The 16235-nt window shown below is 71.0% G+C and carries 17 protein-coding genes; 11 read left to right on the forward strand and 6 right to left on the reverse strand.

Annotation, left to right across the window (positions count from 1 at the left end; genetic code table 11):
* Positions 1-80 precede the first annotated feature (80 nt).
* Positions 81-470 carry a DUF1127 domain-containing protein gene (locus D9R14_RS04220; RefSeq protein WP_245420544.1) on the forward strand — a complete coding sequence of 130 codons (390 nt, stop codon included), beginning with the start codon at positions 81-83 and terminating at the stop codon, positions 468-470.
* Between the two features lie 224 nt (positions 471-694).
* Here D9R14_RS04220 and D9R14_RS04225 read toward each other — a convergent pair whose 3' ends face one another.
* The 3 genes from D9R14_RS04225 to D9R14_RS04235 form a co-directional block, all read right to left on the reverse strand.
* Positions 695-1729 (reverse strand): DUF937 domain-containing protein, encoded by a 1035-nt coding sequence (locus tag D9R14_RS04225; RefSeq protein WP_121622051.1) that lies wholly within the window; start codon positions 1727-1729, stop codon positions 695-697.
* Between the two features lie 209 nt (positions 1730-1938).
* On the reverse strand, positions 1939-3789 hold the full coding sequence (locus D9R14_RS04230) for a monovalent cation:proton antiporter-2 (CPA2) family protein (protein WP_121622052.1): 1851 nt from the start codon (positions 3787-3789) through the stop codon (positions 1939-1941).
* A gap of 194 nt (positions 3790-3983) precedes the next feature.
* On the reverse strand, positions 3984-4484 hold the full coding sequence (locus D9R14_RS04235) for an invasion associated locus B family protein (protein WP_245420546.1): 501 nt from the start codon (positions 4482-4484) through the stop codon (positions 3984-3986).
* 544 nt (positions 4485-5028) lie between these two features.
* Between D9R14_RS04235 and coxB the strand changes: the two genes are divergently transcribed.
* From coxB to D9R14_RS04280, 9 genes are all read left to right on the forward strand, one after another.
* On the forward strand, positions 5029-5877 hold the full coding sequence (gene coxB, locus D9R14_RS04240) for a cytochrome c oxidase subunit II (protein ID WP_121622054.1): 849 nt from the start codon (positions 5029-5031) through the stop codon (positions 5875-5877).
* A gap of 147 nt (positions 5878-6024) precedes the next feature.
* Positions 6025-7704 carry a cytochrome c oxidase subunit I gene (gene ctaD, locus D9R14_RS04245; protein ID WP_121622055.1) on the forward strand — a complete coding sequence of 560 codons (1680 nt, stop codon included), beginning with the start codon at positions 6025-6027 and terminating at the stop codon, positions 7702-7704.
* 185 nt (positions 7705-7889) lie between these two features.
* Positions 7890-8864 (forward strand): heme o synthase, encoded by a 975-nt coding sequence (locus D9R14_RS04250; protein WP_121622056.1) that lies wholly within the window; start codon positions 7890-7892, stop codon positions 8862-8864.
* An 8-nt stretch (positions 8865-8872) separates the two neighbouring features.
* On the forward strand, positions 8873-9058 hold the full coding sequence (locus tag D9R14_RS04255; protein ID WP_121622057.1) for a cytochrome c oxidase system small membrane protein: 186 nt from the start codon (positions 8873-8875) through the stop codon (positions 9056-9058).
* Between the two features lie 157 nt (positions 9059-9215).
* On the forward strand, positions 9216-9785 hold the full coding sequence (locus D9R14_RS04260; RefSeq protein ID WP_210313851.1) for a cytochrome c oxidase assembly protein: 570 nt from the start codon (positions 9216-9218) through the stop codon (positions 9783-9785).
* 88 nt (positions 9786-9873) lie between these two features.
* The gene (locus tag D9R14_RS04265; protein ID WP_121622059.1) at positions 9874-10707 is read left to right on the forward strand and encodes a cytochrome c oxidase subunit 3; all 834 of its coding nucleotides are present in this window, start codon (positions 9874-9876) and stop codon (positions 10705-10707) included.
* Between the two features lie 52 nt (positions 10708-10759).
* Positions 10760-11137, forward strand: a complete 378-nt coding sequence (locus D9R14_RS04270) for a DUF983 domain-containing protein (protein ID WP_121622060.1) — start codon at positions 10760-10762, stop codon at positions 11135-11137.
* Positions 11138-11204: 67 nt separating this feature from the next.
* Positions 11205-11951: an SURF1 family protein gene (locus D9R14_RS04275; RefSeq protein ID WP_121622061.1), complete on the forward strand. Its 747-nt coding sequence runs from the start codon at positions 11205-11207 to the stop codon at positions 11949-11951.
* 217 nt (positions 11952-12168) lie between these two features.
* The gene (locus D9R14_RS04280; RefSeq protein ID WP_121622062.1) at positions 12169-13434 is read left to right on the forward strand and encodes an NAD(P)/FAD-dependent oxidoreductase; all 1266 of its coding nucleotides are present in this window, start codon (positions 12169-12171) and stop codon (positions 13432-13434) included.
* Between the two features lie 15 nt (positions 13435-13449).
* Here D9R14_RS04280 and D9R14_RS04285 read toward each other — a convergent pair whose 3' ends face one another.
* Both D9R14_RS04285 and D9R14_RS04290 read right to left on the reverse strand, forming a co-directional pair.
* Positions 13450-13962 carry a hypothetical protein gene (locus tag D9R14_RS04285; protein WP_121622063.1) on the reverse strand — a complete coding sequence of 171 codons (513 nt, stop codon included), beginning with the start codon at positions 13960-13962 and terminating at the stop codon, positions 13450-13452.
* An 18-nt stretch (positions 13963-13980) separates the two neighbouring features.
* Entirely contained in the window at positions 13981-14988 is a 1008-nt protein-coding gene (locus D9R14_RS04290) for a P1 family peptidase (RefSeq protein ID WP_121622064.1), read from the reverse strand.
* Between the two features lie 142 nt (positions 14989-15130).
* On the opposite strand from D9R14_RS04290, the gene panC reads away from it, so the two are divergent.
* Entirely contained in the window at positions 15131-15979 is an 849-nt protein-coding gene (panC, locus tag D9R14_RS04295; RefSeq protein WP_121622065.1) for a pantoate--beta-alanine ligase, read from the forward strand.
* 13 nt (positions 15980-15992) lie between these two features.
* Here the strand turns inward: panC and D9R14_RS04300 are convergent, their stop codons facing one another.
* Positions 15993-16190: a hypothetical protein gene (locus tag D9R14_RS04300; protein WP_121622066.1), complete on the reverse strand. Its 198-nt coding sequence runs from the start codon at positions 16188-16190 to the stop codon at positions 15993-15995.
* Between the last annotated feature and the right edge of the window lie 45 nt (positions 16191-16235).

Raw genomic sequence — 16235 nt, forward strand, 5'->3', positions numbered from 1 at the left:
AGTGAGATGAAAAACATTCGCTAGCTTGATTCATTGGTGCAAGGCACAAAGGCGCCACCCCAGCGTGGGCGCGATATCGGGTGGCTTGGGAGGCCACGGTTTGCCGAGAAGAGGGCGCGCGCCGCCACGCGGTGATGGAGATGATGATGAGTATCCATGGTGAAGTCCGCAGCTCTGCCGTCGCCCCCGTGGGCGAACTCCTGGCCGCCGTCATGCTCGCCTTCGCGCGAGCGATCGGCGCCGGCGCGAAGGCTGTGGGCGGGATCGGCCGCGCGATGGAGCGCCGCCGCACCCTCAACGAGCTGGCCGGGCTCGACGATCATATGCTGTCCGACATCGGCCTGACGCGCTCGGACCTGCGTGACGCGACCGCGGCGCCCCTTCTGTCCGATCCGACGCTGGCCTTGGCCCAGCGCGCCAGCGAGCGCCGGACCTCCGCCCGATTTGCGCGCGGCGCCCGCCACTCCTGAGGGCGCAACGCGCTTGACCCGACCGGCGGGCATGCCCCTCGGCTCCGCCGCGCCTGGCCCGCGCCGTCCGCAACCGGCGCGGGCCACTTTTCATTCGGGTGGGCGATTTTCACGTGGCCGTGGGACTAGCGGGCGTGCTTCGGGGCGGGCTCACGGGCGCGCCCCGTTCCCTCCTGGGTTCCCTGCCGCCTGAGCAGCAGCGCCGGCGCGATCTTCTGCGCGCGCTATTTCCCCGAGCCGCCCGGCTCCCGGGGCTTGGCGCCCGGCTCGCTCGTGCTGGCGCCCGGCGCCGCGACCTTGCCGCCGGCCGGATCGGCCGGAGACGGATTCATCATGTCCAGCCAATAGTCCGGGAACGTGTAGCGAGGCCGCTCGTCGTCGGCGCCGGGCAGGCGCGGCGGAAAGCCCTGGGCGAACATCTGCGCGAAAAAGTCCTGGAACGGCAGGGGGCTGGTGGCGGCGGGCGCCGGCTTGGCGTCGCGCACCGGAGGCGCGGGCGCGGCGGTGCCTGCGCCGGCGGAAAGGCCCCCCTGTCCCACCTGTCCCACCTGTCCCACTTGCGCCATGGTATTCGCCATGGCGTTCACCACCTCCTGCCAGGCGTTCGCCGGGCTGCGCGCGGGCGCGGGCGCGGCAGCGGGGGCCGAGGGCACGTACTGCATCATGGAGCGGGCGAAGGCATCGGCCCAGGGATTGCCGGTGGACGGCATGCGCGGCTCCGGCGCCGAGAAGGCGAGGAAGGCGTCGATCCAGGGGTTGCCGGTGCGCGACGCCGCGGCGCGCGGGGGCTCGGAGCCGGGCATGCGGCTGAGCATGGCGGCGAGCATCTGCTGCAGGGCGCCGGAGGCGGCCAGCGAGCGCGAGAGCCCGCCCACCGTCAGCGCGGCATAGGCCGGCATCATCTGCCGCACCACCGCGACGCCGAGGCCGGTGGAGGCCGCCACCTGGTTGGCGACCGCGCGGCTGACCTCGCCCGGCCCGAACATCGCGTCGAGCGCCTGCTGGCCGGCGCGCGACAGCTCGGACGGCGCGGCAGGCTGCGCATAGAGCGCGCCATAGGGGCCGTTCGCCATCATCGACATCAGCATGCCCATGGCCTCGGGCGACTGGGTGGCGTGGCGGAACCCCTCGGCGAAGGCCGGGATCATCGCCTCGGCGGCCGCCTGCGCCTGCTGGAGCGAAAGCCCGTAGGCCCGCGCGAGCGTCTCCATGCCCTGGCCGCCCTGGGCTGCGGTCAACATGCGAAGAAACTCGTCCATGGCGGCCTCCGTCGGAGCGGGTTCTTCTCGAAGGCCGTTCCGCCGCGGTCCCTTCGCTCCGACCCATCTCGGCGCGCCGGGCACCGGCCAGGCGCGGGCGGACTCATCCGCCGCCGCAACCTTACGCCATGCTTCTGCCGAAATCACGAATGGATAGCAGGAGCATCCGGCCACCTCCGGCCTCCGCGCCCCGGCTGCAGCCTCGCGCCTCAGCCGGAGAATTCGGTCTCGTGCGTGAGGATGTCCTGCGCCTCCGGATTGATCGGGCGCGCGGGCTTTTCGGGCGCGGTGAGCGGCTCGGGCTCCACCTTGCGCTTGGTCCACAGGTCGTCGGTGGCGAAGATGCCCTCTTCGAGCTGGCGCTCCAGCCGGCGGTGGTCGCGCACCCGGACGTCGGCGATGCGCGCTGCGGCGGCCGGGGCGGCGACGCCCAGCGCCTCCAGCGTGCGGCCGCCGAAGGCGAGCGCCGATTCGAGCGTCTCGCGAATCTCGAAGTCCACGCCCTTGCGCAGCAGGTCCATGGAATGGACGCGGTCGAAGGCGCGCACATAGAGCCGCGCGGAGGGAATGGAGGAGCGCACGATGTCGACGATGCGGTTGGCGTCCTCCTTGTCGTCGACGCAGACGCAGATCACCTCCACCTGCTCGGCGCCCGCGGCGCGCAGCACGTCGAGCCGGGTGCCGTCGCCGTAATAGATGTGCACGCCGAACCGGCCGGCGGACTGGATCATCTCCACGTCGTTGTCGATGATGGTGACGCTCACCCCCTCGGCCAAAAGGCACTGGGCGACGATCTGCCCGAAGCGGCCGAAGCCGATCACCAGCACCGAGCCGTCCGCCTCCGTGAAGTCGTCGGGCTCGGGCTCGGGCGGGCCGGTGCGGCGGGCGATCTTGGGGGCGAGGCGCCCCACCAGGGCGAACAGCAGCGGACCGGCGATCATGGTGAGGGCGGCGAGCGCGATCAAAAGGTCGGCCTGCGGCCCCCTGAGGATGCCGGTGGCGAGCGCCAGCGGAAACAGCACGAAGGCGAACTCGCCCGCCGGCGTCAGCGCCACAGCGGCGAGCAGCGATTCGGCCGGGGCGATGTCGTCGTGGCGGAACACGCCGTAGACCACCACGCTCTTGATGCCCACCACCGCCAGCGTGGCGATCAGCAGCGCGCCCACATGCTCGCCCACCACCACGAGGTTCAGCGACATGCCGACGCTCATGAAGAACAGCGCCAGCAGCAGGCCGCGGAAGCCGTCGAGATTGGCCTCGATCTCGTGCCGGAAGGTGCTTTCCGACAAAAGCAGCCCGGCGAGGAACGCGCCGAGCGCCATGGACATTCCGGCGAGCTGCATCAGCCCGGCGGCGCCCAGCACCACCAGCAGCGCCGCCGCCGTCATCGCCTCGCGGGCGCCGGAGCGGGCGAGCACGCGGAAGAGCGGATTGATGAGGAAGCGGCCGAACACGACGATGATGCCGATGGCCGCCGCCGCGCCCAGCGCCTGGAGCACCGTTGCGGTGGGGTCGGCGGCCGCCGCCTCCTCCGAGCCCGGCGCCAGCAGCGGCACCAGGGCCAGCAGCGGCACCACCGCCATGTCCTGGAACAGGAGCACCGAGAAGCTGCGCTGGCCGTAGGGCGCCGCGAGGTCGCCGCGCTCGCCGAGCAGCTGGAGCGCGATGGCGGTTCCGGAGATCGAGAGCGCGACGCCGCTGACCACCGCCGCGGCGAGACCGAAGCCGAGGCCGAACACGGCCAGCGCCGCGAACAGCGCGGTGGTGACCGCGAGCTGCGCCGCGCCGAGGCCGAAGATGTAGCGGCTCATGGACAGGATGTGGGACGGCTTCAGTTCGATGCCGATCAGGAACAGCAGCATCACCACGCCCAACTCGGCGACGGTGGAGACCACCGTGGGGTTGGCGACGTTGAAGCCCACCGGGCCGATGGCGATGCCCACCAGCAGATAGCCGACCACGGGGGAGAAGCCGAGGCGCCGGGCCACCGGCACCGCGATCACCGCGGCGCTGAGAAAGGCCAGCGCCGCAATGAACAGCTCGTGGTCTTCCCCGTGCATCCCCGCATTCCTTCGCTGATCGCGCCGGCCCCAATCCCCTTTTGGTCAGCAAGCATGTCCAAACCAAGCCCGTCCTGCGGCCAAGCCAAGGCTTGCCGGGAGGCTTCGAAAGGTCACGCTGCGTCAGGCCTGCGGCCCTTCTTCGCGCCGGTCCGGCGGCGCCTGCCGGGCGCGTCCCGAAGGCGCGGGCACGGTCACTTCAGCTCGTCGAATCCGCCGGCGAATCCGTTGAGCGACAGCGGCACGCCGATGCCTTCCTCGGGGGTCTGGAAGATGATGAAGATGGCCTGCTTGCCGGTGCGCAGCCGATTGACCAGCGCGTCGTCCATCACCACTTCGGCGACGCAGCCATTGGGCAGGCAGCGCACGAATCCGGCGCGCCCCACGTCCTGGTCGTCGATCTTCAGGCCGAGCCCGGCCGGCAGCAGCACGCCGAGCGGCGCCAGCACGCGCAGGAGGCGGCTCTTCTGGTCGGCGGTGTGCAGCACGATCACGGTCAGCCCCACATTGGGGCGGTCGTCGGCGAATACCGACTGGAGCAGCACGCACTGCTCGCCCTGGGCGCCGGGGGGCGTGTCGCAGCGAATCTGCCAGTCGCCGTGCACCGACTTCACCACGCCCTGCGCCGCCGCCGGCCGCGGGGCCGCGATCGCCAGCAGGAGCGCGCCGACGACCAGGAGCAGCGCTCCGGCCATTCTGCCTGCCCGCGCCGTCAGGGCTCGGTCCGGGACGATCGGCGGGCGGGCGGGGAAAGTCAGGACCATCGTCAACTCCGGCAGGGACCCGGCTGCGGCCGGACGCTTCTGCCTTATCTGAATTTCGTGAACCAATGCCTTAATGCCCTAGCCTTCCTGTCAACAATGGGGCGGCGGGCGTCGCCGATGCCCATAGCACGGACCGGGCGCCACCGGTCCGCGAGGAGGCGGCGCCTGCGCGGTATTTTGTCTCTTCCGTGGTAATTAGGTAAGATCCGCGGCTGCGTCAGAGCGCCTCACGGGCACCTTAAAACGCAAGACTGCCAACGGCTTGGGCGGGGATCAGCGGGAGGTGGACGGCGGCCGCCTCCAAGGCCTGGGCGTTTTGTCCAATCGCGCACGATCCGGGCGATTGCAAGGCGCCACCAATTGTGTTTGATGAATTCTAGGGAGAGTGGCTGCCGTCGTCCGGCGCGCTCTCGCAGTGGCAAAAAGACCGGAAAAAACTCGGCGCGTTTCCGCCGACCAAGGAGAGTTCCAGACCATGATGTCGCTCGTCCGCGCCGCTGGACTTTTCGCCGGCACCCTTCTTTCGGCGGTCCTCGCGTCCGGCGCGGCCAACGCCCAGATGGGCCAGGCTGCCGACTGGCAGATCAACCTCCAGGACGCGGCGACGCCCGTCATGGAGCGCATCCACGGCTTCAACGACCTGCTTCTGATCATCATCACGGCGATCGTCCTGCTGGTGCTGGTGCTGCTGGTGGTGGTGGCGCTGCGCTTCAACGAGCGCGCCAATCCGGTGCCGTCGAAGACCAGCCACAACACGCTGATCGAGGTGGCCTGGACGGTGCTTCCGGTGCTGATCCTGGTGGTGATCGCCGTGCCGTCCTTCCGCCTGCTGCACCTGCAGCTCAACATTCCGGAGGCCGACCTCACCCTGAAGGTCACAGGCCACCAGTGGTACTGGTCCTACGAGTATCCGGACAATGGCGGCTTCGGCTTCGATTCGTACATGGTGCCCACCAAGGACCTGAAGCCCGGCCAGCCGCGCCTGCTCGCCGTGGACAACGAGGTGGTGGTGCCGGTGAACAAGAACATCCGCGTGCAGGTGACGGCGGCGGACGTGATCCATTCCTTCGCCGTGCCGTCCTTCGGCATCAAGATCGACGCCCTGCCGGGCCGCCTCAACGAGACCTGGTTCCGCGCCACCCGCGAGGGCGTCTATTACGGCCAGTGCTCAGAGCTGTGCGGCCGCGACCACGCCTTCATGCCGATTGCGGTGCGCGTGGTGAGCGAGAAGGACTTCGAGGCCTGGCTGGCCCAGGCCAAGGCCAAATTCGCCTCCGCGCCCGCCGACGGCCGGGGCATGCTCGCCTTCGCCGCGGCGCAGTGACGAAGCGGCAGTAAGCGCGGCGCCGGCGGGGCCAGTCCCGGCCGGGCCGTCAGGAAGAACTGCCGGGCCTTTCGGCCCGGCCCGAAGAAGAAACGCATGCCGGGCCGTCCCGCTTGAGGCCGCGCCGGGCAACCGAGGATCAAGCGTATGGCGACCGAGGCGACGTCAACCGACCACGCGAAGCGCGACCACGCGGCGGACAAGGCTCACGGCCATTCCGGCTACGGCGCGCATTCCGACGCCGCCCACGAGGCCGGCCACATCCCGACCGGCTGGCGCCGCTGGGTGTTCTCCACCAACCACAAGGACATCGGCGTGATGTACCTGCTCTTCGCCATCGTGGCGGGGATCGTGGGCGGTGCGCTCTCCATCGGCATCCGCATGGAGCTCCAGGAGCCGGGGATGCAGATCTTCTCCGATCCGCAGACCTTCAACGTGTTCACCACCGGACACGGCCTCATCATGATCTTCTTCATGGTGATGCCCGCGCTCATCGGCGGCTACGGCAACTATTTCGCCCCGCTGATGATCGGCGCGCCGGACACCGCCTTCCCGCGCATCAACAACATCGCCTTCTGGCTGCTTCCGCCGGCCTTCATCCTGGCGCTGTCCTCGCTGTTCGTGGAGGGCGCGCCCGGCTCGCTCGGCTTCGGCGGCGGCTGGACCATCTATCCCCCGCTGTCGTCCAAGATCGGCCATCCCGGCCCGGCCATGGACCTGCTGATCTTCTCGCTCCACATCGCCGGCGCGTCCTCGCTGCTCGGCGCCATCAACCTCATCACCACCATCTTCAACATGCGCGCCCCGGGCATGACGCTGCACAAGATGCCGCTGTTCGCCTGGTCGCAGCTCATCACCGGCTTCCTGCTGCTGCTGTCGCTGCCGGTCCTCGCCGGCGCCATCACCATGCTGCTGACCGACCGCAACTTCGGCACCACCTTCTTCGACCCGGCCGGCGGCGGCGACCCGATCCTGTTCCAGCATCTGTTCTGGTTCTTCGGGCACCCCGAGGTGTACATCCTGATCCTGCCCGGCTTCGGGCTGATCTCCCACATCGTGTCCACCTTCTCGCGCAAGCCCGTGTTCGGCTATCTCGGCATGGCCTACGCCATGGTCGCCATCGGCGTGGTGGGCTTCGTCGTGTGGGCGCACCACATGTACACGGTCGGCCTGTCCACCGGCACGCAGTCCTACTTCGTGGCCGCGACCATGATCATCGCCGTGCCCACGGGCGTGAAGATCTTCTCGTGGATCGCCACCATGTGGGGCGGCTCCATCCAGTTCCGCACGCCCATGCTGTGGGCCATCGGCTTCATCTTCCTGTTCACGGTCGGCGGCGTGACCGGCGTCGTGCTCTCGAACGCGGGCATCGACCGCTCGCTGCACGACACCTATTACGTGGTGGCGCACTTCCACTACGTGCTCTCGCTCGGCGCCGTGTTCGCCATCTTCGCGGGCTGGTACTACTGGTTCCCGAAGATGTTCGGCTACATGATCCCCGAGTTCTGGGGCAAGCTGCACTTCTGGGTCACCTTCATCGGCGTGAACCTGATCTTCTTCCCGCAGCACTTCCTCGGCCTCGCCGGCATGCCGCGCCGCTATGCGGACTATCCGGACGCCTATGCCCACTGGAACTTCATCTCCTCCATCGGCTCGTACATTTCGGGCGTGGCGGTGCTGATCTTCCTCACCGGCACGGCCATCGCCTTCATCCGCAAGGAGAAGGCCGCCGCGAACCCGTGGGGCGAGGGGGCGACCACCCTGGAATGGACGCTGCCGTCGCCGCCGCCCTACCACCAGTTCGAGGTGCTGCCGCGCATCAAGTGAGCGGCGCCGCGCCCGCCGCAGCGCGGGCGCGGGGATCGAAGCGGGGCTCAGGGCCCCATCGAAAGGGCGCCGGGCGACCGGCGCCTTTCGGGTCCGCCGGAGGCCCGTCGCCGGCCCGCCGGCTGGGTGCATCCGGTCCGGATCGCGGATTGGAAGCAGCGCGTGACAAGCAGTGAGTGAAGCGGATGAGTGACGTGAGCGTGAGCCTTTCCAAGACCGATGCCGCGGGGCGTGCGCCGCAGGCGGCGGAGGGGCTCGCCGGTCCGGCCGACTTCATCGAGCTGCTGAAGCCGCGGGTGATGTCGCTGGTCATCTTCACCGCTCTGGTGGGCCTCGTGCGCGCGCCGGGCGACATGCACCCGGTGCTCGCCTTCACCGCGCTCCTGTGCATCGCGGTGGGCGCCGGCGCCTCGGGCGCGCTGAACATGTGGTGGGACCGGGACATCGACGCCATCATGACGCGCACCGCGCGCCGGCCGATCCCCACCGGCCGGGTCTCCGCCGAGGAGACGCTCGCCTTCGGCCTGACCCTCGCCGCCTTCTCGGTGGTGGTGCTGGGCCTGCTGGTCAACGAACTCGCCGGCGCGCTGCTCGCCTTCACCATCTTCTTCTACGTCGTCATCTATTCCATGTGGCTGAAGCGCTCGACGCCGCAGAACATCGTCATCGGCGGCGCCGCCGGCGCGTTCCCGCCCCTGGTCGCCTGGGCCGCCGCCACCGGCACGGTGAGCCTGGAGCCGGTGCTGCTGTTCTCCATCATCTTCTTCTGGACGCCGCCGCATTTCTGGGCGCTGGCGCTCTACCGGGCCGACGACTACGCCCGTGCCGGCGTGCCCATGCTGCCGGTCACAGCCGGCCCCGACGAGACGCGCCGGCAGATCCTGCTCTACACGCTGTTCCTGGTGCCGCTCGCCATCAGCCCGGCGGTGCTCGGCCTTGCCGGCATCGTCTATGGCGTGGTCGCCACCGCCTGCGGCGCCGTGCTGCTGCATCTCGCCGTGCGCGTCTATCGCCGCCGCGAGGGCGCCGCCGCGGTGTCGGCCGCGAAAGCCATGTTCGGCTTCTCGATCCTTTATCTCTTCCTCCTGTTCGCGACGTTGCTGGGCGAGGCGCTGGTGACGCGCGTCCTGCCGGCCGTCACGGGTCTCGGCGCAGCATGAGCGGGAACATGACGCCGCTGCCGCCGGAGAAGCCGGCGGAGGACGAAGAGGGTGTGGTTCTGACGCCGGAGCAGCTCCGGCGGCGGCGGGCGCGCAACATCGCCATCGCCACCGTCCTGGGGTGCCTGGCGATCCTGTTCTACGTGGTGACGATCGTGAAGCTCGGTCCCAACGTGCTCAACCGCCCGCTCTGACGGGGGAGGCGCATCACCCGGCGGGGGCCGGGCGGGACGGGGACGAGGTGCGGGATGGAACGGGGCCGAGGGCTGGAGAGAAGAGACGAAGGTGGACGCTGAGACGCACCAGACCGCAGGACAGGCGCAGGCGCGCGGGCCCAAGGGCCGGCACCGCCTGATCGCGCTCGCCTGCCTCGGCTTCATCGCGGCCATGGTGGGCGTGACCTACGCCTCGGTGCCGCTCTACGCCATGTTCTGCTCGCTGACCGGCTTCGGCGGCGCGACCCGCGTCGCCTCCGGCGGCCCGCTGCCGGCCGCCATCGACCGCACCCTGGACATCCGCTTCGACGCCAACGTGGCGCCCGGCCTGCCTTGGGCGTTCCGCCCGGTTCAGCGCGGCATGAGCGTGAAGATCGGCGAGACCTCGCTTGCCCATTACGAGGCCGACAACACGGCCAGCGCCGAGACCCGCGGCAACGCTACCTACAACGTCACGCCGGCCCAGGCGGGCGCCTATTTCGTCAAGCTCCAGTGCTTCTGCTTCGAGGAGCAGGTGCTCTCCGCCGGCGAGCGGCTGGACATGCCGGTGGTGTTCTACATCGACCCGGCGATCCTGGACGATCCGGACCTCAAGGGCCTGAAGACCATCACGCTGTCCTACACCTTCTTCCCCTCCAAGGCGCCGGCCAAGCCGGTGGCGCGGGTCGAGGGAATCGGCGAGGCGAAGGGCGGCAAGCCACTCTAGGCAACGACATCCGCCGCGTCGCGCGGCAGCTTTAACGGGAGCCGCGCCGCACGGCCGGTTCCGATGAGATCGGGGAAGGGAGGCCGCCATGGCCGAGGCACACGTCAAGCAGCACGACTACCATGTGGTGGACCCGAGCCCGTGGCCGATCATCGGCTCGGTCGCGGCGCTCATCGCCACGTCCGGCGGCGTGATCTGGATGCACGGCGGCACCAGCCTCATCGCCATCGTCGGCATCCTCGGCATCATGTACACGATGTTCGGCTGGTGGCGGGACGTGATCCGCGAGAGCCGCGCCGGCTTCCACACGCCGGTGGTGGTGCTGGGCCTGCGCTACGGCGTGATCCTGTTCATCGCCTCCGAGGTGATGTTCTTCGTCGCCTGGTTCTGGGCCTTCTTCGACGCCTCCCTGTTCGTCGGCGAGGCCATCAACTTCCAGCGCATGGAGTTCACCGGCGGCCACTGGCCGCCCACCGGCATCGAGGCGTTCGATCCCTGGCACCTGCCGCTGCTCAACACGCTGATCCTGCTCACCTCCGGCACCACCGTGACCTGGGCGCACCACGCCATCGTCCACGGCGACCGGCAGGGCCTGAAGTACGGCCTGTGGTGCACGGTCGCGCTCGGCTTCTTCTTCTCGCTGATGCAGGCCTACGAGTATTCGCACGCCCATTTCGGCTTCTCGGGCAACATCTATGGCGCCACCTTCTTCATGTCGACGGGCTTCCACGGCTTCCACGTGATCGTCGGCACGATCTTCCTCGCGGTCTGCCTGCTGCGCGCCTATGTGGGCGACTTCACGCCCAAGAAGCACTTCGGCTTCGAGGCGGCGGCCTGGTACTGGCACTTCGTGGACGTGGTGTGGCTGTTCCTGTTCACCTTCGTCTATGTCTGGGCGTCGGCCGGCTCGGCCACGCACTGATGGGCACGCTGGCGCAGGGCGCCGCGGCGGCGCCGCGGCACGGGCAGGCGTGATGGCGGGCGAACCCTATCGCGCGCCGGTTTCGCCCGTCGCCGCGGGCCTCGGCTGCCGCTGCCCCCGCTGCGGCCGGGGCAAGCTCTTCAAGGGCTTCCTCGACCTCGCGCCCAAATGCGACGCCTGCGGCCTCGATTATGCCTTCGCCGATGCGGGGGACGGGCCGGCGGTGTTCGTCGTCCTCATCGCCGGCGCCATCGTGGTCAGCCTCGCGCTCTGGGTGGAGATCGCCTACGAGCCGCCCTTGTGGGTGCATGCGCTGCTCTGGCTGCCGGTGATCCTCATCGTCAGCCTCGGCATGCTGCGGCCGCTGAAGGCGCTCATGGTGGCGCTGCAATACCGCAACAAGGCGGCCGAGGGCCGGCTCGACCGGTGAGCCGGCCCCTGAGCGCGCCGGCCGGCGCGTCCCCGGGCGGCCGGCCGCGGCCCGGAGCCTGACCGCCATGCGGCGCTCGCCTCTGATCGCCTCGCTGTTCGCGCTCGGCGCCTTCGCCATCCTGGTGGGCCTCGGCACCTGGCAGCTGGAGCGGCTCGCCTGGAAGCGCGATTTGCTCGCCACCATCGCCGCCCGCGCCTCCGCCCCGGCCGCGCCGCTGCCGCCCGCCGCCGACTGGCCTGCGCTCGACCGCGCCCGCGACGAATACCGCCATGTCGCCCTCCGCGGCACCTACGATCATGCCAAGGAGGCGCTGGTCTACGGCGTCGCCGGCGAGGATCTCGGCGCCCTCAAGGGCAGCGCGGGCTATTTCGTCTTCACCCCGCTGATCCGCACCGACGGGCCGCCCGTGCTGGTCAATCGCGGCTTCGTGCCGCTGGAGCGCCGGGACGCCGCGACCCGCGCCGAGGGGCAGGTGGCGGGTGAGCGGCAGGTCTCCGGCCTGCTGCGGTTTCCGGAAGAGACGAGCTTCTTCGTGCCCGCCAACGACCCCGCCCGCGACGCCTTCTATCGCCGCGACCCGGCGGAGATCGCCGCCGCGCGCGGGCTTCAGGGCGCGCCGGGCTTCTATGTGGAGCTCGACCGGGGCGCGGCGCCCGGCGGCCTGCCGGTAAGCGCGGGCGCCAAGGCGGACCTGCCGAACCGCCACCTGGAATATGCCCTGACCTGGTACGGCCTCGCCGCGACCCTCGCCGGCGTCGCCGCCGCCGTGGCGTGGACGCGCCGGCGCGCCGCGCGCCCGCCGCGCGCCTGACGCAGCGGCATGTCGAAGGGCGCTCGGGCCATCCGGGGCGCCGATGTGCGCGCCGCGCATGGCGCCTGCGTCCGAAAGCGGGAGCGCGGCCCTCCGGCAAGCTGCTAGATTGGCATCCGCACCGCGCCCCGGGGCTGGCGCGGGCCTCATCCTTGCATCGTTACGGGCAAGGCTGCGGGCAACGCTACGGGCAAGGCGGCTTCGGGAGTGGGGTGTCATGGCGTGGACCGACGTGGTGGTTCTCGGGGCGGGCGTGGTCGGCGTCAGCGTGGCGCTTCACCTGCGGGCGCACGGGCTCTCGGTGGCGCTGCTCGACCGCGGATCGCCGGGCGAGGGCACCTCGTTCGGCAATGCCGGCGTGATCGAGGGCAGCGCGCTCCTGCCGGTGGGCTTCCCGCGCGACATCCCGGTGCTGCTGCGCCATGCGCTCAAGCTCTCGTCCGAGAGCAACTACCAGCTCGCCGCTCTGCCGGGCCTCGCGCCCTGGATCCTGTCCTATTTCAACGCCTCCAGCGCCAGGGGCCTCGCGGCGACCGCGCGCGACCTGCGCCCGCTGCTCGACGTGGCGCGCGCCGAGCACCACGCGCTCGCCGGCCCCGCCGGCGCTATGGGGCTGCTGTCGCCCACCGGCTGGGTGAAGCTCTACCGGACGGCGCGGCAGTTCGCGAAGACCGCGACCGAGCGCGCGCTCGCCGACGAACTGAAGGTCGCCTATTCGGTGCTCGACACCGAGGCGGCCTGCGCGCTGGAGCCGGCCCTGCGGCCGGTGTTCGAGGCCGCCATCCACTGGCACGATTGCGACAATTGCTCCGATCCCGGCGGCCTGGTGAAGGCCTATGCCGCCCTGCTGGAGCAGCGCGGCGGCCTGCTGCTCCAGGGCGATGCCCGCACCCTGCGCCGCCAGAGCGGCGGCTGGCGGGTGGAGACCGCCTCCGGCCCGGTGGACGCGGAAGAGGCAGTGGTGTGCCTCGGCCCCTGGTCGCTGGAGGTGCTGCGCCCGCTCGGCCTGCCGCTGCCGCTGGCGCCGAAGCGCGGCTATCACGTGCACCTCGCGCCCGAAGGCGGCATGACGCTCGGCCGGGCGCTGGTGGACGTGGCCTATGGCTACGCGCTCCAGAACACCCGCTACGGCATCCGCCTGACCACGGGCGTGGAGTTCGCCGGGCTCGAAGCGCGGTCGAGCCCGGTGCAGATCCATCGTGACGTGCCCCATGCGCGCGAGCTGCTGCCGCTCGGCGCCGTTCGCGAGGCCGAGCCTTGGCTGGGGCGCCGGCCGGCCTTCCCAGATTCCAAGCCGGTGATCGGCCCGGCGCCGGGCATCGGCGGGCTGCATCTCGCCTTCGGCCACGGCCATTGGGGCCTGACGCTGGGCCCCGTCACCGGCCGCCTGCTGGCGGAGATGATGACCGGGGCGACGCCCTTCATCGATCCGGCGCCCTTCGCGCCCGGCCGCTTCGGCCTGCGCGCGGCGCAGCGGATCTAGCTCAGCGCATTCCGCTCAGCGCACGTAATATTCCTGCGGGCGCCGGCCCTCGGCGAAATAGCCGAACACGGCGGCCGCGGTGGCGGCCTGGAGCAGCAGGTTGGGGAACAGGGCGGCGAAGTCCATGGTGTCCACCGCGCCCTGCTGGAGCACCGAGCGGATCGAGAACTGGGCGTAGGCCGAGACCACGACCCACGCCACCATCAGCCACGGCACCGCGGTGAGCGCGTGGCGCGAGCGCGCCACCGTCAGCAGCACCATGGCGAGCGCCCACACGAACAGCACCGCCTGCGGCAGCAGGCCGAGGCGCAGCAGCTCGGCGGACAGGCCCGGCCCGCGCAGGCCGTCCATCAGCAGGGAGGCTGCGCCCTCGACGCCCACATTGGCGATCACCGAGAACATCAGCGCCAGCGGCACGGCGGTGATGCCGCAGGCGCACCAGAAGATCACCGCGAGTGCGCCGCCGAGGCGCCGCGCGCGCGGCTCGCTCGATGCGGCGCGCGGGGCTAAGGGGGGAAGGTGGGTCATGGAGGGCTCCGGTGGGGGTCAGGCGCCGGCGAGCGGCGAGCCGAACAGGTCGCGCCAGGCAAGCTGGGCATCGGCGAAAGGAAGGCGGGTCGCCGCATGGACGCCGCGCGCGGCGGCGCGGGCGAGCACCAGGCTCGCCACCGCGCCGATCACCGCGAGGTCCGCCAGCGGCGCGTCCAGCGGACGGCGGCCGGTGGCGAGCGCGAACACGCAGTCGCCGTCGAGCGGTGTGTGGATGGGAAACAGCGACATGGCCAGCCCCGCCTGCGCCATCACGGCGAGGCGGTCGGCCTGGATCGGGTTCAGCACCGCGTCGGTGGCGATCACGGCGATGGTGGTGGCCATGCGGCTCGCGCGCGATTTCAGCGGCGGCGCCAGCGCCTCGTCCGGATAGTGCGCGGGCAGGCCGAGCCCGCCGAACTCGCCGTCGCGCTCATAAGGAGCGGCGCGGAAATGCGGGCCGGCGCCCACCAGCGGGCTGCCGACCGCGTTCACCGCCACCACCGCGCCCACGACATGGCCGGTGGGGGTGATCGCCGAAGCGGAGCCGAGCCCGCCCTTCACCGTCGCGGTGGTGGCGCCGGTGCCGGCACCGACGCTGCCGAGGCCGAAGTCGAGCGCCGCCGCGTCGAGGGCCTCGCGGCCGAGGCGACGATAGGGCGGCTCCTCGCCCCAGGCCTTGTCGCCGCCGTCCAAGAGGTCGAACAGCACCGCCGCCGGAACGATCGGCACCCGCGCCGGGCCGACCGCGAAGCCGCGCCCCTGCGCCGCGAGCCGCGCCGCCACCGCGCCCGCCGCGTCGAGCCCGAAGGCCGAGCCGCCGGAGAGCGTGACGGCGTCCACCCGGTCCACGGTCGCCGACGAATCAAGCAGATCGGTCTCGCGCGTGCCGGGCCCGCCGCCGCGCACGTCCACCGCCGCGACCGCCGGCGTCTCGCAAAGAACCACGGTGACGCCGGTGCCGGCGCGAAGATCGGTGGCGTTGCCCACGCGGATGCCGGGGACGTCGGTGATGAGATTGCGCACGCTGTTGCCTCCCCGCCCTTCATAGAGCGGGACGCCCCGCGAGGGAACGCGCGGCCGCCCTTGTCGCATGGCGTGCACGCGCCGCTTTCCTCGCGCGCGCTCGCCCATTAGGGTCCGCCGCCAAAGCACGGGGAGGCTCGATATGGCTGGCACGCGGCCGAAGGTGGTGGAGACGGCATCGCAATTGCGCGCGGCGGTGCGCGGCTTCCGGGGGGAGGGGGCGAAGGTGGCGCTGGTGCCCACCATGGGCGCGCTCCATGCCGGCCACATCGCCTTGGTGCGCCGGGCGCGCGAGATCGCCGGGCGCTCGGTGGTCTCGATCTTCGTCAATCCGACCCAGTTCGGCCCCACGGAGGACTTCTCCCGCTATCCGCGCACCTTCGAGGCCGACCTCGACAAGCTCGCCGACGTGCGGGCCGATCTGGTCTACGCCCCCGCGGCGGCCGACATGTATCCGCAGGGGTTCGCCACGCGGATCGAGGTGGGCGGCCCCTCGCAGGGGCTGGAAACCGACTTCCGCCCGCATTTCTTCGGCGGCGTCGCCACCGTGGTGGCCAAGCTCTTCATCCACTGCATGCCGGACTATGCGCTGTTCGGCGAGAAGGATTATCAGCAGCTCAAGGTGGTCACGCGCCTGTCGCGCGACCTCGACCTCGGCGTCCAGGTGGTGGGCATGCCCACCATCCGCGAGGCGGACGGGCTCGCCCTGTCCTCGCGCAACGCCTACCTCTCGCCTGAGGAGCGCGCCACCGCGCCGGTGATCCACCACGCGCTGAACGGCGCGGCGGAGATGATCCGCGCCGGCGGCGACCCGACCATCGCCACCGCGCAGGCGAGCGAGCGCATCGCCGCCGCCGGGTTGAGGGTCGACTATGTGGCGGCGCGCAACGCAGAGACGCTGGCGCCGCTCGCGGGCGCGGACGAGCCGGTGCGGCTGCTCGCCGCCGCCTGGCTCGGCACCACCCGCCTCATCGACAACATTCCGGTGTGAGGCGCGCGGCGCGCTACACCGCGCCCATGTAGCTCACGGCGAACGCCACCAGCACCAGAGCGATGCCGGCGACGAGAACCGTGAGCACCCGCCCCGAGCCGATGCCCTGGCGCGCCTTGGCGGCGGGCTCCACCGGCTCGCCTTTCGGGCCGCGCCGGGTGACGGGTTCATGGAACTCCTGTTCGTCGCGGATTTCCTCCGGCTCGCGCATGGGCCTCTCCTTCGCGTGCGTTGCGTCGAAGGGGAAACGCCGCTG

This window comes from Xanthobacter tagetidis, from assembly GCF_003667445.1.
Taxonomy (GTDB): domain Bacteria; phylum Pseudomonadota; class Alphaproteobacteria; order Rhizobiales; family Xanthobacteraceae; genus Xanthobacter; species Xanthobacter tagetidis.

What these genes read in the sequence shown, in the direction of transcription:
- D9R14_RS04275 (WP_121622061.1), top strand. Translation starts at nt 11,205, where the DNA reads ATGCGGCGCTCGCCTCTGATCGCCTCGCTGTTCGCGCTCGGCGCCTTC.
- D9R14_RS04225 (WP_121622051.1), bottom strand. Translation starts at nt 1,729, where the DNA reads ATGGACGAGTTTCTTCGCATGTTGACCGCAGCCCAGGGCGGCCAGGGC.
- D9R14_RS04250 (WP_121622056.1), top strand. Translation starts at nt 7,890, where the DNA reads ATGAGTGACGTGAGCGTGAGCCTTTCCAAGACCGATGCCGCGGGGCGT.
- D9R14_RS04235 (WP_245420546.1), bottom strand. Translation starts at nt 4,484, where the DNA reads ATGGCCGGAGCGCTGCTCCTGGTCGTCGGCGCGCTCCTGCTGGCGATC.
- panC (WP_121622065.1), top strand. Translation starts at nt 15,131, where the DNA reads ATGGCTGGCACGCGGCCGAAGGTGGTGGAGACGGCATCGCAATTGCGC.
- D9R14_RS04265 (WP_121622059.1), top strand. Translation starts at nt 9,874, where the DNA reads ATGGCCGAGGCACACGTCAAGCAGCACGACTACCATGTGGTGGACCCG.
- D9R14_RS04230 (WP_121622052.1), bottom strand. Translation starts at nt 3,789, where the DNA reads ATGCACGGGGAAGACCACGAGCTGTTCATTGCGGCGCTGGCCTTTCTC.
- ctaD (WP_121622055.1), top strand. Translation starts at nt 6,025, where the DNA reads ATGGCGACCGAGGCGACGTCAACCGACCACGCGAAGCGCGACCACGCG.
- D9R14_RS04270 (WP_121622060.1), top strand. Translation starts at nt 10,760, where the DNA reads ATGGCGGGCGAACCCTATCGCGCGCCGGTTTCGCCCGTCGCCGCGGGC.
- D9R14_RS04285 (WP_121622063.1), bottom strand. Translation starts at nt 13,962, where the DNA reads ATGACCCACCTTCCCCCCTTAGCCCCGCGCGCCGCATCGAGCGAGCCG.
- D9R14_RS04280 (WP_121622062.1), top strand. Translation starts at nt 12,169, where the DNA reads ATGGCGTGGACCGACGTGGTGGTTCTCGGGGCGGGCGTGGTCGGCGTC.
- coxB (WP_121622054.1), top strand. Translation starts at nt 5,029, where the DNA reads ATGATGTCGCTCGTCCGCGCCGCTGGACTTTTCGCCGGCACCCTTCTT.
- D9R14_RS04300 (WP_121622066.1), bottom strand. Translation starts at nt 16,190, where the DNA reads ATGCGCGAGCCGGAGGAAATCCGCGACGAACAGGAGTTCCATGAACCC.
- D9R14_RS04255 (WP_121622057.1), top strand. Translation starts at nt 8,873, where the DNA reads ATGACGCCGCTGCCGCCGGAGAAGCCGGCGGAGGACGAAGAGGGTGTG.